This is a genomic window from Aestuariicoccus sp. MJ-SS9 (assembly GCF_032586235.1).
Lineage (GTDB): Bacteria > Pseudomonadota > Alphaproteobacteria > Rhodobacterales > Rhodobacteraceae > Aestuariicoccus.
In genome coordinates, this window is record NZ_JAWHTD010000001.1 from 33,090 (window position 1) to 46,883 (window position 13,794).

Below are 13,794 nucleotides of genomic sequence, written 5' to 3' on the forward strand. Positions count from 1 at the left end.
CAATTGCTCCTGAAAATATGCGGGCAGTTTACGCTGAATCCGCCGGGAACGCGCAAAAATCCGGCCTGAAATGAAAACGACCGGCCTTTGGGGCCGGTCGCGGGGTCGTCTGACGATGCTGTGCGCGGCTATTCCGCCGCCGGGTTCTCGACGCCGTAGCCCAGCGGTTCGGACGTGTCCTTGCCCGCGTCTTCGCCCTGTTCGGCCAGCCAGCGCTCGGCCTCGAGCGCGGCCATGCAGCCCATGCCGGCGCTGGTCACGGCCTGCCGGTACTTGTGGTCGGTCAGGTCGCCCGCGGCGAAGACCCCGGGGATCGACGTGGCGGTGCTGTCGGGCTGTGTCACCACATAGCCGCCCATGTGGGTTTCCAGCACGTCCTTGACCAGTTCGTTGGCGGGCGCGTGGCCGATGGCGACAAAGACGCCCTTGCAGGGGATGTCGGTGATCTCGCCGGTGTCCACATGCTTGACCTTTACACCCTCGACGCCCAGCGGGCTGTCGGTGCCGTAGACCTCTTCCAGCTGGTGATGCCAGAGCGGTTCGATCTTGGGGTTCTTCATCAGCCGGTTCTGCAGGATCTTCTCGGCACGCAACTCGTCGCGGCGGTGGATCAGCGTGACCTTCGAGGCGAAGTTGGTCAGGAACAGCGCCTCTTCGACGGCGGTGTTGCCGCCGCCGATCACCACGATTTCCTGCCCGCGATAGAAGAAGCCATCGCAGGTGGCGCAGGCCGACACGCCGAAGCCCTTGAATTTCTCTTCCGACGGCAGGCCCAGCCACTTGGCGCGCGCGCCGGTCGCCAGGATCACCGCATCGGCGGTATAGGTCGTGCCGCTGTCGCCATGCGCCACGAAAGGACGCTTGTCCAATTCCAGGCTGGCGATGATGTCGCCGATCACCTCGCAGCCCATGGCGCGGGCGTGGGCCTCCATCCGCACCATCAGGTCGGGGCCTTGCACCTCTGTGTCGCCGGGCCAGTTCTCGACCTCGGTGGTGGTGGTCAGCTGGCCGCCGGGTTCGATGCCCTGGACCAGCAGCGGCTCAAGCATGGCGCGGCTGGCATAGACGCCGGCCGTATAGCCCGCCGGGCCGGACCCGATGATCAGAACCTTGGTGTGGCGCGTGTCGGACATGGGGCAGCCTCTTGCATCTTCGGTGTCGGTCCCTGCATATAACCCCGGCACCGTCCGGAAAAAAGGGCAGAGCGGTGCGCTGGCTTTCATTTTCGATTGATTAAGAATATTGCGCGGTTGTGAAATAATATCGCGCTCTGCGACGTTAGTGCTATATGATCCGAACAAAATACGGGGGACTGGGTGGTACACAGGCTTGATCCGATCGATCGCAAGATCCTGGCTGAACTGCAGGCCGACGGCCGCATGACCAACGTGGAGCTGGCCAAGAGGGTCGGCATCTCTGCGCCGCCGTGCCTGCGGCGGGTGCGCACGCTCGAGGAACAGGGTTTCATCCGCGGCTATCACGCCGATGTGGACCCGCGCGAGCTGGGGTTCGAGGTACAGGTTTTCGCCATGGTCGGCTTGCAAAGCCAGGCCGAGGCCGATCTGCGCGCCTTCGAGGACCGCTGCCGCGCCTGGCCGCTGGTCCGCGAATGTCACATGCTGAACGGCGAGGTCGATTTCATCCTGAAATGCGTGGCCCCCGATCTGAGCACGTTCCAGAGCTTTCTGACCGGCGAACTGCTGACCTCGCCCAACGTGGCCAGCGTCAAGACATCGCTGGTGATCCGGGGCGCCAAGGACGATCCCGGCGTGCCGTTCGACGTGCTGGAAGAACGGCTGAGCCGCAGCGCCTGACCGGCCTCAGCCCGTCAGGCCATCGATCACCTCGCGCCGGGTGCGCGGCCAGGCCAGCTCTCCGAAATCCGGAATGTCGTCGATGTTTTGGAACATCGACAGAAACAGCGCGCGGATGTTCTGACCCATCGGCTGGCTGAGCGCCTTGCCGGGGTGATAGGTCTCCATCTCGATCCCGCCGACGCGGATGGCGGCGTGGCGCCGCAGCATCAGGTGATAAAGCTGCACCGGACCGCCCGGCGTGATGTCGAAGATCCGGTCGCCGTCGGTGTAATCCGCCACCGGCACCAGAACGGCGCTCTGCCCGATCAGCCGTTGCAGCCGGTCCCGCCGCACGATCATCCGCGCGGCCGGTCCGGCCAGGATGTCGATGCCGGGGCGGCCCATGCCGAAGGCGTCCGACGTGATCCGTGTCAGCTGGGTGAGCGAGGTGATCTGGTCGGTCTTGCCTGGGACATAGCTTGTCGACCCGATCCACATCACCGGCTCGGGCGTCTGATCGGTTTCGACATAATCGCCCGGCAGCAAATCCTCGATTGCGACGGGGCCCCGGACGGTGTCGACCAGCGTGCCGCGCGCAAAGGCGCAGGCGGTTTCCTCGAAAAGCGGCGTGGCGGGCGCCACATGGGTCGTGTGAGAGATCGAGAGGTCGGGCAGTAGCGCGGCGGCCTCATATTTGCGCATGAGAGAAACTGTGCGCTGAGGCCGCCCATCTGTGCGGGCAAACGGGTCCGTTCGGACCGGGAGAGAAACGGGATCGCCGGCGCCTGGCGCGCGGTGTAGGGGGCTGTTCATGTGATCACCCTTTCAGGTTGGTCACATCCGTGCTGGCCCCCACCAACAACGACAGAAGGACTGTGCGAACTCGTTGATCACACCTTGGCCTCAATCCGTCATCGTTGTCAAAATTGATCGCGTGTTACCCGGCCCCCGGCAGCCAATCGTTTTACCGCGACAGTATTGTCCCCGCCGCGTGAACATTATCGCCACATTTGGCGCGGTCGCAGAGAATCACGCCGAGCGTTGCTTGAGCAAAGGTGCCGCGCGCTTGGCCACAAAGGCCCGGCGGCGGCTGCCGCGCGCCCAAGGCATCTGCACCTGCGTGTCCTGCGCCGTCTTGAGAACCGATTTGATGAAACGGCTGTTGGTGGTCATTGTCCTGCTCCTTGTTACGCGCCCCACCGGATCGTCGGTGGCGTTTGACCCAAGGTGCCGATGCATTGGGGCGGACTTTTGACAAATTGGCGATAATTCTTCGAAGTCATGGCGATTGGTGCAATTGCTGCGGTGTATAGCCGCCAATGACTTGGTATTTATGCAGAAAAATCCGCGAGCCGCTTGGATTATTTCTATTTCGGAAACAGATTGTCGCCCAAATACTGGCCAAACTACGGCGCGATTTCGCCTTAGAGGCGAATAACCGAAATCAGTCGCCCGTAATCCGCTTCCCTGGCATGGGTGGCACGGCGGTAGGAATAGAACCTTTCGGGATCGCTATAGGTGCAGTGGCGGGTCCATTCCGCCTCGACGCCCGCTTGGCGCAGCCGGTGCAGGCCGAAGGCGGGCAGATCGAAATGCACCCGGTCGCCGGCGCTGCCGGCGAAAAAGCGCGCGTTGCCGGGATCGTCCGCCAGAAAGGTATCGAGGAATTCGGGCCCCACCTCATAGGCGCGCTGGCTGATCGAGGGGCCGATCACGGCGCGGATGTTTGCGGGGGTCGCGCCCAGGGTCTCCATCGCCTCGACGGTGCGTTCCAGCACGCCGTCGAGCGCGCCGCGCCAGCCCGCATGTGCCGCCCCGACCACACCCGCGCGGCGGTCAGCGAAAAGGACCGGCTGGCAATCCGCCGTCAGCACCGCCAGCGCCAGGCCCGATATGTTGCTGACCAGCCCGTCGGCGCGGGGCGTGTCGCCGCTCAGCGGACCCGAGACGGTCACCACGTCGGCGGAATGCACCTGATGCACCGTCACCAGGTGATCGGGGCTGACGCGCATCGCGTCTGCCACGCGGCGGCGGTTGATCGACACCATCTCGGACTGGTCCGACGATCCGGTGCCGCAGTTCAGCCCCGCGAACACGCCCGAGCTGGCCCCGCCCTTGCGCGTGAAGAACCCGTGGCGAAAAGGGTTTAACGCATTGGCGGTGATGATTTCTAACGTCATGTGTCTAGTCCGGGGGGCGGCGCGGCCCCGTCTGGAAAGTATCCGAGAATCTTGAACACCGTCCCCATTTCCTCGGGATGGGTCAACCGGCGATGTGCAGCGATATGCGTCTCGAGAGCCTGTCCGCTCAGCCCCTGTGCAAGTGCCTGCGCGCGCGCCGTGATCCCAAGCCGTTCCAGAAAGACACCCTGCGGCGTCAGCCGGGTGAAGGCACTGGGGGTGGCGGCGGCAAGCGCCTCGAAATCCACGTGGGCGGTCAGGTCGGCCTCGCCCGGATGCGCGAAGGGATCGGCGGCGCGGTGGGCCTCGATTGCCTGAAAGGTGTCGCCCATCGACCGCCAGTCACCGTAATCCGCGATCAGCGCCGCGCCGCCGTGTGCCTTGATCCGCGCGCCGATTCCGGCGGCGATGGCGGCGGCGGGGGCGCAGGTCTCGACGATGTCGCCCGGGGCGGTGTCCTCCAGCCGGTGATCCAACGCCGCGACCGGCGCGGGATCGGTCAGCCCCAGCACCAGTGCGTCGTCGCGCAAGCCCACCACCCGCTCGCGCCAACCGTTTTCGGCGCGCTGGAACTGGCGGATCGGCAGCGCGTCGAAGAATTCATTCGCGATCAGGAAGAGCGGCGCATCGGGCAGGGTTTCGGGCGTGTCGTGCCACTCAGGCGCATAGGCGGCCAGCGTCGCGGCCTGCCGCGCGCGTAGCGTGGGCGAGGCCTCGACCAGATGCACCGAAAGGGCTGCGTGAAACCCCGGCACGGCGCGGGTCGCGCGCAGCGCGTCGGCCATCAGCGTGCCACGGCCCGGCCCCAGCTCGGCCAGAACGATCCGCTGCGGCGCGCCCTGATCCAGCCAGCATTGCGCCAGCGACAGCCCGATCAGCTCGCCGAACATCTGGCTGATCTCCGGCGCGGTGGTGAAATCGCCCGCCACCCCCAGCGGATCGCGGGTGGCGTAATAGCCGTGATCGGGGTGCATCAGACACGCCTGCATATAGTCGGCCAGACCGATCGGGCCGGTCCGGGCGATACGCTCGATAAGGAGGTCGCGCAGGCTCATGTCCGGCGGGGCGCGGTCAGGATCAACGCGATCCCCAGCGCCAGCATCGGCAGCGACAGCAGTTGGCCCATGGTCAGCCCATAGCCGCCCACATGCCAAGCCAGCCCCAGCGGGTTCCCCGCGGCGACGAATTGCGCATCCGGCTGGCGCACGAATTCCACCAGAAACCGCGCCAGCCCGTAGCCCGAAAAGAACGTCCCCGCCACGCGCCCCGGGCGCTTGAGCGCGCCGCGCCGCCACACGAGATAAAGCAGCACCGCGCCCAGGATCAGCCCCTCGAGCGCGGCCTCGTAAAGCTGCGAAGGGTGGCGCGCGCATAGTTCGCCCAGCGGCTGGCCGCAGTCCTGCGCCATCTGGCCGGGAAAGACCACGCCCCAAGGCAGGTCCGTGGCGCGGCCCCAAAGCTCGGCGTTGATGAAATTGGCGATGCGCCCCAGCAAGAGCCCCGGCGGCGTCGCCATCGCCAGCAGGTCCGCCGCCGGGCGCAGCGGAATGCCGTTACGCGCGCAAAACGCCAGAACCGCCAGCACCACACCCAGAAGTCCGCCGTGAAACGACATGCCGCCCTGCCAGATCATCAGGATCTGCCCCGGGTTTTCCAGGTAATAGCCCGGCTGGTAGAACAGCGCATAGCCCAGCCGCCCGCCCAGGATGATGCCCAGAATCACCCACGTCGCCAGATCCTCGATCTGGCGGGGCTCCATCGGCGGGGTGGCATCGGGCCAGAGCCGCGTGGCGCGCACCGCCCGCACGCACAGCCACCAGCCGATCACGATCCCCGCGATATAGGCCAGCGCATACCAGCGCAGGGCAAATTCCAGCCCGAAAAGGCTGATCGAAATAAGCTCGGGCGAGATATCGGGAAAGGGGATGACGGCGCGCATGTGCGTCTCTGTGCCTCTGTGCGGGCGGGGAAGTCAACCTTGAGAGTGCCGCCCAACCGGCCCATATAGGGGGCAACCCAAAGGAGTAGCCCCATGCAGACCCGCAACAAGATGTTCGAGGACATTTCCCAGCTGATGACCAACGCCATGGGCGTCGCCCAGGGCGCGCGGGAAGAGGCGGAAACGGCGATGAAATCCATGATGGACCGCTGGCTGGCGGACCGCGATTTCGTCACCCGCGAGGAATTCGACGCGGTCCGCGCCATGGCGCAGAAGGCGCGCGAGGAAAACGAGGCACTCAAAGCGCGCATCGAGGCGCTCGAATCCGGCAAGTGACGCCCCCGGAGGTGCAAAGAGCCGCCGCCGCAGTGTTTGCGTCCGCTGTCTGGAAACGCCTGCCGGGGCCTTGCCTCGCCAGGGGGGCTGCGATTTGATGACAGAGGCTGAACCGGAACGGACGCATGCGGGAACCTTTTGAACTGGGCGGCGAGGTGATCGCCGCGGGGCAGCGGCGGACGGTCGATCTTCCGGTCAGCGTCCTGTCGGATCACACGCCTGTTGCGTTGTCGGCCCATGTGGTCCACGGGCGCAGGCCCGGCCCGGTGATGTTCGTCTCGGCCGCCGTGCATGGCGACGAGGTGATCGGGGTCGAGATCGTGCGCCGCGTCTTGCGGGCCGGTCCGGTGGCGCGGTTGGCGGGCACGCTGATCGCGGTGCCGATCGTCAACGCCTTCGGGTTTCAGAACCATTCGCGCTATCTGCCCGACCGGCGCGACCTGAACCGGTCGTTCCCGGGCACCGCGCAGGGGTCTCTGGCGGGGCGGCTGGCGCATCTCTTCCTGACCCAGGTGGTCGAGCGCTGCGATGTCGGCATCGACCTGCATTCGGCGGCGGCGGGCCGCACCAACCTGCCGCAGATCCGCCTGACCCCGGGCAACGAACGACTGGTGGCCTTGGGCGCAGCCTTCGGCGCGCCGGTGACGCTGGGATCGAAGCTGCGCGAAGGGTCGCTGCGTGAGGCGGCCGAGACGCGCGGCGTCGACGTGCTGCTTTACGAGGCGGGTGAAGGGCTGCGGCTCGACGAGATGGCGGCCCGCGCCGGCGTGGCGGGCGTGCTGCGGGTCATGGCGCAGCTTGGCATGCTGGCGGGCAAAGGCGTGCCACGCGCGCGCCGCGCCTCGGTGCTTTGCGACAGCTCGTCCTGGGCGCGCGCGCCGATGGGCGGGCTGCTGCGCGCCCATCGCGCCAGCGGCGATTACGTCGAGGAGGGCACGTTGCTGGGCATGGTGTCGGACCCATTCGGCGAACAAGAGGCCGAGGTGCGCGCCGAAACCACCGGCATCGTCATCGGCCGCACGAACCTGCCCATCGTCAACGAAGGCGATGCGCTCTTTCACATCGCCGTACCCCGCCGCCCGGCGGGGGCCGAGGCGGCGGTGCAGGAGCTGACCGACCACCTCGAGGCGGAAACGCTCTACGACGAAGACGAGATCATCTGATCCGGGTTGCGCTCGGCCCCGCGCGCGGGCATGACCCTCGCGTCCCGAGACAGGAGAGACCGGATGCCCTTCACCCTTGCCACCTGGAACATCAACTCCGTGCGCCTGCGCGCCGATCTGGTGTCGCGCCTGCTGACCGAAGAGGCGCCGGACGTGCTCTGCCTGCAGGAATGCAAGAGCCCGGTGGAGAAAATGCCGCTCGAGGACTTCGCGGCGCTGGGCTATGGCCATGTGGTGGCGCGCGGACAGAAGGGCTACAACGGCGTGGCGATCCTGTCCAAGCTTCCTTTGGAGGATGCGGGCGACAAGGATTTCGCCGGGCTGGGCCACGCCCGCCACGTGGCGGCGCGGCTCGAGAACGGGGTAGTGATCCATAATTTCTACATCCCGGCTGGCGGCGACGTGCCGGACCGCGAGAAGAACGAGAAATTCGGCCAGAAGCTCGACTACCTCGCCGAGATGCGCGACTGGTTCAACGGCGACCGCCCCGGCAAGGCGATTCTGGTGGGCGATCTCAATATCGCCCCGCGCGAAGACGACGTCTGGAACCACAAGCAATTGCTCAAGGTCGTGTCGCACACCCCCGTCGAGGTCGATCAGCTGGGCCAGACCCAAGAGGCCGGCGGCTGGGTCGACGTGACCCGGCAGGATATCCCCGAGGGCAATCTCTACAGCTGGTGGTCCTACCGCTCGCCGGACTGGGACGCGGCCGACAAGGGCCGCAGGCTCGATCACATCTGGGCGACCCCCGACATTTCCAACTCCGCGCACGGCTCGCGGATCCTTCGCGCCGTCCGCGGCTGGGACAAACCCAGCGACCACGCCCCGGTCTTCGCCACCTTCGATCTCTGAACCACCGGGCGCGGTGCGCAGTGAATGCGCACCCTACGGGGCTCACCGCCCCTGTCTTCATTGATCCATAAATATCCCGGGGGTGTGGGGGCTGGCCCCCACTCCTGTCGGCGCGCCCTGGCGCGCCGATCCAAGAAACGGGCGCTACGTCAGCAACGCCTGCAGGCTCCGCCCCATCACCCGCGCGCTGTCGAGCATATCCGTCACGCCGATCCATTCGTCGGGCTTGTGCGCCAGTTCCAGCACCCCTGGCCCGTAAGCGATGCAATTCTTCAGCTTGCCGATCCGGTCGATGTGCTTCTGGTCGTAGGACCCCGGCGAGGCGACATAGGACGGGTCCTGCCCCAGCACATCCCGTATCGCCTCAGCCACCGTCGTGACGACCGGCGCGTCGCGGTCGGTCATCGACGGGATCACCCGGTTCAACTCTCGGATCTCGTAGTCGAAATTCGGCCGCCGCGCCTTGAGGTCTTCCAACAGGCCGACCACCTCGGCGCGCACTTCCTCCAGCGGTTCTTCCAGCAGAAAGCGGCGGTCGATCACGATCCGGCAGCTGTCGGGCACGCAATGGGCGGGCAGGCCGGTGTCGCCGGTCTCGGGCTCGCGCGCGCCGCCGTGGATCGAGTTGATGTTCATCGTCGATTGCCGCGCACCCTCGGGCACCACCGGCATGTCGGTGCGCCGCGCCGCCATCGCCGGAAACAGGCGCTCTTCGAAGGCCGCCAGCACGGCCCCCATGTGCCGCACCGCGCAATCGCCCAGGAACGGCATCGAGCCATGGGCGATCTCGCCCTTGGTCTCGATCTCGGCCCACCAGCCGCCGCGGTGGCCGAGACAGATACGATCCTTGTTCAGCGGCTCGGGGATAATGACGTGCTGCACGCGGGCCGGGTCGAAATACCCAAGCTGTGCCAGATGCGCGACGCCGCCGTAGCCGCCGGATTCCTCGTCCGCCGTCGCGCTGATCTCGACCGCGCCGGCGAAATCCGGATGGGCTTCCAGAAACGCCTCGCAGGCGATGACCGACGCGGCCAGCCCGCCTTTCATGTCGCAGGCCCCCCGGCCATAGATCCGGTCTTCGTCCAGCTCGCCGCCAAAAGGATCGCGGGTCCAGCCCTTTCCGACCGCGACGACGTCGTGATGGCTGTTGAAATGCACGCACTCCCCGGGACGCGCCCCGTCGCGCCGCGCCACGAGGTTCCAGCGCGGATACCGGTCGCTGTCGCCGGGCGCGCCGGTGGCGCGAATCATCTCGCAGGCAAACCCGCGCGCCGCCAGCCGCTGCCCGAGATAATCGCAGATCGCGCGGTAATTCTCGCCCGGCGGATTCAGCGTCGGGATACGGATCAGATCCTGCGTCAGCGCGATCAGCTCGTCGCGCTTGTCGGCGATGGGGGTGTCGAGGTCGGTCATGGCTGGCTCCGTTCCGGGACAGTCAACCGCGCCGCCCTGTCGGGCGCAAGTCACGATTGACGGTTCTTAATTTTCGCCATTCGTGCTAAAGTTGAAAGAGGCGTCAATTTTCGGCGTGACGGACCATCGGTTGACCAGTGTTTTGAAGGAGTGATTGACATGACACCAGAAGAGTTTCTGCAGCACGTGGCGCATGCCACGGAACGCGAAGACCTCGAAGAATTCGAACGGCTGGGGCATTACTTCGAACAGGGCGGCGCGCAGGGCCATCCGTTCGAGCCCGACATTCATCTGCACGGCCAGAACCCCGACGATCCGCAAGAGGCCAACGTCGCCGCCAGCGCCGCCAACGCCTGGGCGCGGGGCTACCGGCTCTCGCAATTCCGCAAGCGGATGCGGGCGGGCTATACCGGGCCGGTGCTGGTCAGCGAGGGGGACAGCTGGTTTCAGTACCCTTGGCTGCTGCGCGACACGATCGACAACCTGATGGAGCCTTTCGCCATCAATTCGCTGGGGGCCGCGGGCGACACGCTGTCGAACATGCTGGCGATGGCCGAATACCGCGAGGCGATTGCCGAACACTCGGCGGATGTGTTCCTCTTTTCGGCCAGCGGCAACGACGTGTTGGGCGGGGGCGATCTGGCGACGCTGCTGCACCGTTACCAGCGCGGGATGGAGCTGGGCGACATCCTGCGCCACGACAAGGTCGAGGCGACGCTGGCGCGGATCGAACAGGGCTACATGACCGTCATCCGCGAGGCGCTGGCGGTGCGCGGGTCGCTGCGGGTGTTCTTTCACGGCTACGACCGCGCCGTGCCGCGTCGCAACGGCAAATGGCTGGGCAAGCCGATGGGCGAGCTGGGCATCCCCTCGGGGATGCAGGCGTTGATCGCGGGGCATCTGATCGACCTGCTGAACCAGCGGCTGCATCGTGTCGCCAACCGGTTCCCTGGCCGGGCGCATCACGTCGATTGCCGGGGCCGCGTCGGCACCTCGGTCGGGTCCTGGTATGACGAGCTGCATCCGCGCAACCCGGGCTATGCCCGCGTCGCGGCGCTGTTCGAGGCGCAGATTCGCCAGTCCGAGGAAATCGCGCCGCCGCGTCCGGTGCCGCCGATGCCCTTCGAGCTGGACAACGGCGAGCCGGTGACCGCGCTCGACCGGGCGCTGGAACGGATGGAGGCGCCCGAGGAAGCGATCATCGACAACCTCGATTCGGCCATCATCGGCGCGCCGCGCGGCACGCATCTGACAGCGGCCGATCTGCAGATCCTCGACGATTACCAGGAGCTGCTGCGCGAGGCGAACCTGCCCGACAAGGACCGCCGCCTGCGCGCGCGCCGCCACATGGTGCCCGAGGACGACGAACGCGCCTTCGAGCGCATTCTGGGGCGGTCGAACCTCTTTCCGGTCAACTTCCTGTCGCGCGGCGCGGCCAAGGCGCAGGCGGTGGCCAAGATCCAGCTCTTCGTGCGGGGCGGTATCCCCGTGGGCTCTGGATCGGGGTTCCTGGTGGGGCCGGGGCTGATGCTGACCAACAACCACGTTCTGTCGAGCCGTCAGGCGGCGTCGCGGGCCAAGGCGATCTTCAACTATCAGGACGACGACAGCTTTCAGCCGATGCCGACCCAGACTTTCGACATCACCGGGGATGTGTTCTTTACCTCGGACCGCCATGCGCTGGATTTCACTTTCGTGTCGGTCAGGATGGACAATGATCGGGGCGAGACGCTGGATCCGTTCGGCAGCTTCACCCTGATCGAGGAATCCGGCAAGGCGGTGAAGGGCGAACCGGTGTCGATCGTCCAGCATCCGCGCGGCGACCGGAAATCCATCGCCCTGCGCGACAGCACCATCGTCGGGGTGAAGGGGGATTTCATCTATTACAGCACCGACACCGAACCGGGCTCGTCCGGGGCGCCGGTGCTGAACGACCAATGGCTGCCGGTGGCGCTGCACCACCGGTCGGTGCCACACCCGGACAAGCCGGGGGTTTGGATCGCCAACCGGGGCATCCGCATCAGCCAGATCTTCCGCGCCCTGCGCGAGGCCGCGGCGGCGGGCGATCAGGATGCGCTGGAGGTGCTGCGGCTTTTGGGGGCGGACGAGGGCGACGGCGCCGCCGTTCCCTCCACCCGCCCGCTGCGACCGAGGGAAGATATGTTCATCCCGACGCTCGACAGCTCGCTGCCGGTGGACGGCACCGTAGGCGTCAGCGAGGCGGCCTTTGCGGTCGACCGCTGGGACGGGGTGGCGGGCTATGACCCGGACTTCCTGAGCGAAACCATCGCCTTGCCGCTGCCCGAGGGCCGCCGCAACGTGCGCGAGGTGAACGGGCGGCCCGACCTGCCCTACAAGCACTTTTCGGTGGTGATGCACGAGGGGCGCAAGCTGGCGATGCTGACCGCCTGCAACACCGACGGCACGCGGCTGAAACGGCTGCGGCGCAGCGGGTCGTGGCGGCTCGATCCACGTCTGCCGCAAGCGGCGCAGATCGACAACGAGGCTTACCGCCACAACGATTATGACCGGGGGCACCTGGTGCGTCGGGTTGCGCCGATGTGGGGGAGCGAGGACGACGCGCGCTTTGCCATGGCCGACACGTTCCACTACACCGTCTGCGCGCCGCAGCATGCGCGGCTCAACCAAGGCATCTGGCTGGAACTGGAGGATTACATCCTCGACTGGGCCGAGGAGAACGCCGCCAAGGTGTCGATCTTCACCGGGCCGTTGTTCCGGGCCGACGATCCGGTCTATCGCGGGCTGGTGCAGGTGCCGGCGGATTACTGGAAGGTCGCGGTGGCCGAGACGCCTGCCGGGCTGCGCGCGGTGGGTTATTTGCACACGCAGAAGAACCTGATCCCGACGGTGGACGAGGCCTTTGGCGATTACCGCACGCACCGGGTGCCGATCCATGTGCTGGCGGAATTGTCCGGACTCGATCTGAGCGCGGTGCAGGGCTTTGACGTGGCGGGTGGCGGGTTCGAGGCCATGGCCGCCCCGCGCGAGGTGCGCGGACCCGAGGACATCGGGCTCTGACAAGGGATTGCGCCGCGCCTTGCGCGTCGCGGGGGGGAGGGGGCGCTGCCCCCTCTTGCCTGCGGCAATTCACCCCCGGGATATTTCGGGATCAGTGAAACGGAAGGTCAGGGCAGGCGCAGCCGGGGCGCGGGACCCAAGGGGATGGGGCCGAGGGCCATGCGGCCGTCGTCGAAATCCAGCGGCAGGTCGAGCGTGTCGCGGCTGCCCGAGAGGCTGGCGACGATGTCGAGCCCCTGTTCCAGCGTCCGCGCCACCGCCGGGGGCAGTTGGCCGGCGTCTTCGGCCATGGCGACCAGAACGCGCCAGTTTTCCGCCTGCAGGGTCAGACGCCCGTCCAGCGTGCCGTCATTGGCCACGTCGACCGTGCCGGCGAGCTTGAGCCGAACGTCGCCCAGCCGGTATTCGGCGAGGCGCAGGTCGATGGCGTTCGGCTGCGTGCCGCCGCCGGTCAGGCGGTCGCGGGTCAGCGGGTCGTCGAAAGTGACCCTGGCGTCCAGACGGACGCCGTCGAGGGCCGCGGGCAAACCCGGCAGGGCGCGGCGGTCGCTGGCCATGGCCTCGGCCGTCAGGGCCACGCGGTAGGTCAGCGGATCGTCGGGCTGATGCAGCACGGCCGCGTTCAGCCCGGCCAGCGCCAGCGACCTGTCGCCCGCGATGTTCAGCACCGTGGCCTCGAGGTTGAGGCGTTCGAGCGTTTGCCCGGTTTCGACCAGACTGGCGCGCAGCCCGTCGGAGGCGATGTCGTAGACGCCGTCGGGCAGGACCAGGGTCTGGGTGTCGGGAAAGGCCAGGATCAGGTGGCCCGGCTTGTAGCTGAGCTGGAAGATTTGCAGGAACGGGGCCTCCCACCCCGTGCCGCGCGCGCCGTCCGACAGGAATATGCCGCTGATCGTGGTGTCGATGCGGTTGGGAAAGCCGCGCACGGCGATGTCGTCATAGCTGGCCTGCCAGCCGTCGGCGCGGCGCGCCTCGAACCAAGCCTCGACCGCGCCGCGTTGCTGGGAGGCCGCGTGGAACCACCAGCCGGACCAGCAGGCCGCCAGAAAAACCACCAGAAAAATCAGCCTTTTCAC

At 66.9% G+C, this 13,794-nt stretch carries 13 protein-coding genes; 5 read left to right on the forward strand and 8 right to left on the reverse strand.

Features of this window, described 5'->3' with window-relative positions; all coding sequences use genetic code 11:
• Positions 1-128 precede the first annotated feature (128 nt).
• A complete protein-coding gene (gene trxB, locus RXV88_RS00165) occupies positions 129-1,133 on the reverse strand; it encodes a thioredoxin-disulfide reductase (RefSeq protein WP_316289655.1) in 1,005 nt (334 codons plus the stop codon).
• Positions 1,134-1,316: 183 nt separating this feature from the next.
• On the opposite strand from trxB, the gene RXV88_RS00170 reads away from it, so the two are divergent.
• A complete protein-coding gene (locus RXV88_RS00170; protein ID WP_316289656.1) occupies positions 1,317-1,814 on the forward strand; it encodes an Lrp/AsnC family transcriptional regulator in 498 nt (165 codons plus the stop codon).
• Positions 1,815-1,820: 6 nt separating this feature from the next.
• Here the strand turns inward: RXV88_RS00170 and RXV88_RS00175 are convergent, their stop codons facing one another.
• From RXV88_RS00175 to lgt, 5 genes are all read right to left on the reverse strand, one after another.
• Positions 1,821-2,498 carry a Hint domain-containing protein gene (locus tag RXV88_RS00175; RefSeq protein WP_316289657.1) on the reverse strand — a complete coding sequence of 226 codons (678 nt, stop codon included), beginning with the start codon at positions 2,496-2,498 and terminating at the stop codon, positions 1,821-1,823.
• A 327-nt stretch (positions 2,499-2,825) separates the two neighbouring features.
• A complete protein-coding gene (locus RXV88_RS00180; RefSeq protein WP_316289658.1) occupies positions 2,826-2,969 on the reverse strand; it encodes a hypothetical protein in 144 nt (47 codons plus the stop codon).
• Positions 2,970-3,220: 251 nt separating this feature from the next.
• Positions 3,221-3,976 (reverse strand): peptidoglycan editing factor PgeF, encoded by a 756-nt coding sequence (gene pgeF / locus RXV88_RS00185; protein ID WP_316289659.1) that lies wholly within the window; start codon positions 3,974-3,976, stop codon positions 3,221-3,223.
• Positions 3,973-5,031: a class I SAM-dependent methyltransferase gene (locus tag RXV88_RS00190; protein ID WP_316289660.1), complete on the reverse strand. Its 1,059-nt coding sequence runs from the start codon at positions 5,029-5,031 to the stop codon at positions 3,973-3,975. The genes pgeF and RXV88_RS00190 overlap by 4 nt, the downstream gene beginning before the upstream one ends.
• Positions 5,028-5,915, reverse strand: coding sequence for a prolipoprotein diacylglyceryl transferase (gene lgt, locus RXV88_RS00195; protein ID WP_316289661.1), 888 nt, complete (start codon positions 5,913-5,915; stop codon positions 5,028-5,030). The genes RXV88_RS00190 and lgt overlap by 4 nt, the downstream gene beginning before the upstream one ends.
• Before the next feature lie 93 nt (positions 5,916-6,008).
• Between lgt and RXV88_RS00200 the strand changes: the two genes are divergently transcribed.
• The 3 genes from RXV88_RS00200 to RXV88_RS00210 all read left to right on the forward strand — a co-directional run bounded on the left by RXV88_RS00200 (position 6,009) and on the right by RXV88_RS00210 (position 8,266).
• On the forward strand, positions 6,009-6,251 hold the full coding sequence (locus RXV88_RS00200; protein ID WP_316289662.1) for an accessory factor UbiK family protein: 243 nt from the start codon (positions 6,009-6,011) through the stop codon (positions 6,249-6,251).
• Between the two features lie 125 nt (positions 6,252-6,376).
• Positions 6,377-7,414 (forward strand): succinylglutamate desuccinylase/aspartoacylase family protein, encoded by a 1,038-nt coding sequence (locus tag RXV88_RS00205; RefSeq protein ID WP_316289663.1) that lies wholly within the window; start codon positions 6,377-6,379, stop codon positions 7,412-7,414.
• A gap of 63 nt (positions 7,415-7,477) precedes the next feature.
• The gene (locus RXV88_RS00210) at positions 7,478-8,266 is read left to right on the forward strand and encodes an exodeoxyribonuclease III (RefSeq protein ID WP_316289664.1); all 789 of its coding nucleotides are present in this window, start codon (positions 7,478-7,480) and stop codon (positions 8,264-8,266) included.
• A 144-nt stretch (positions 8,267-8,410) separates the two neighbouring features.
• Here the strand turns inward: RXV88_RS00210 and RXV88_RS00215 are convergent, their stop codons facing one another.
• On the reverse strand, positions 8,411-9,679 hold the full coding sequence (locus RXV88_RS00215; RefSeq protein ID WP_316289665.1) for an acetylornithine deacetylase/succinyl-diaminopimelate desuccinylase family protein: 1,269 nt from the start codon (positions 9,677-9,679) through the stop codon (positions 8,411-8,413).
• A gap of 159 nt (positions 9,680-9,838) precedes the next feature.
• Between RXV88_RS00215 and RXV88_RS00220 the strand changes: the two genes are divergently transcribed.
• Positions 9,839-12,718, forward strand: a complete 2,880-nt coding sequence (locus RXV88_RS00220; RefSeq protein ID WP_316289666.1) for a DNA/RNA non-specific endonuclease — start codon at positions 9,839-9,841, stop codon at positions 12,716-12,718.
• Positions 12,719-12,825: 107 nt separating this feature from the next.
• On the opposite strand, the gene RXV88_RS00225 is transcribed toward RXV88_RS00220, so the two are convergent.
• On the reverse strand, positions 12,826-13,794 hold the full coding sequence (locus tag RXV88_RS00225; RefSeq protein WP_316289667.1) for a DUF2125 domain-containing protein: 969 nt from the start codon (positions 13,792-13,794) through the stop codon (positions 12,826-12,828).

Bases quoted from the DNA above. Each gene is read 5' to 3' on its own strand.
- trxB (WP_316289655.1), bottom strand. From the start codon at position 1,133: ATGTCCGACACGCGCCACACCAAGGTTCTGATCATCGGGTCCGGCCCG.
- RXV88_RS00200 (WP_316289662.1), top strand. From the start codon at position 6,009: ATGCAGACCCGCAACAAGATGTTCGAGGACATTTCCCAGCTGATGACC.
- lgt (WP_316289661.1), bottom strand. From the start codon at position 5,915: ATGCGCGCCGTCATCCCCTTTCCCGATATCTCGCCCGAGCTTATTTCG.
- RXV88_RS00175 (WP_316289657.1), bottom strand. From the start codon at position 2,498: ATGCGCAAATATGAGGCCGCCGCGCTACTGCCCGACCTCTCGATCTCT.
- pgeF (WP_316289659.1), bottom strand. From the start codon at position 3,976: ATGACGTTAGAAATCATCACCGCCAATGCGTTAAACCCTTTTCGCCAC.
- RXV88_RS00190 (WP_316289660.1), bottom strand. From the start codon at position 5,031: ATGAGCCTGCGCGACCTCCTTATCGAGCGTATCGCCCGGACCGGCCCG.
- RXV88_RS00215 (WP_316289665.1), bottom strand. From the start codon at position 9,679: ATGACCGACCTCGACACCCCCATCGCCGACAAGCGCGACGAGCTGATC.
- RXV88_RS00180 (WP_316289658.1), bottom strand. From the start codon at position 2,969: ATGACCACCAACAGCCGTTTCATCAAATCGGTTCTCAAGACGGCGCAG.
- RXV88_RS00220 (WP_316289666.1), top strand. From the start codon at position 9,839: ATGACACCAGAAGAGTTTCTGCAGCACGTGGCGCATGCCACGGAACGC.
- RXV88_RS00205 (WP_316289663.1), top strand. From the start codon at position 6,377: ATGCGGGAACCTTTTGAACTGGGCGGCGAGGTGATCGCCGCGGGGCAG.
- RXV88_RS00210 (WP_316289664.1), top strand. From the start codon at position 7,478: ATGCCCTTCACCCTTGCCACCTGGAACATCAACTCCGTGCGCCTGCGC.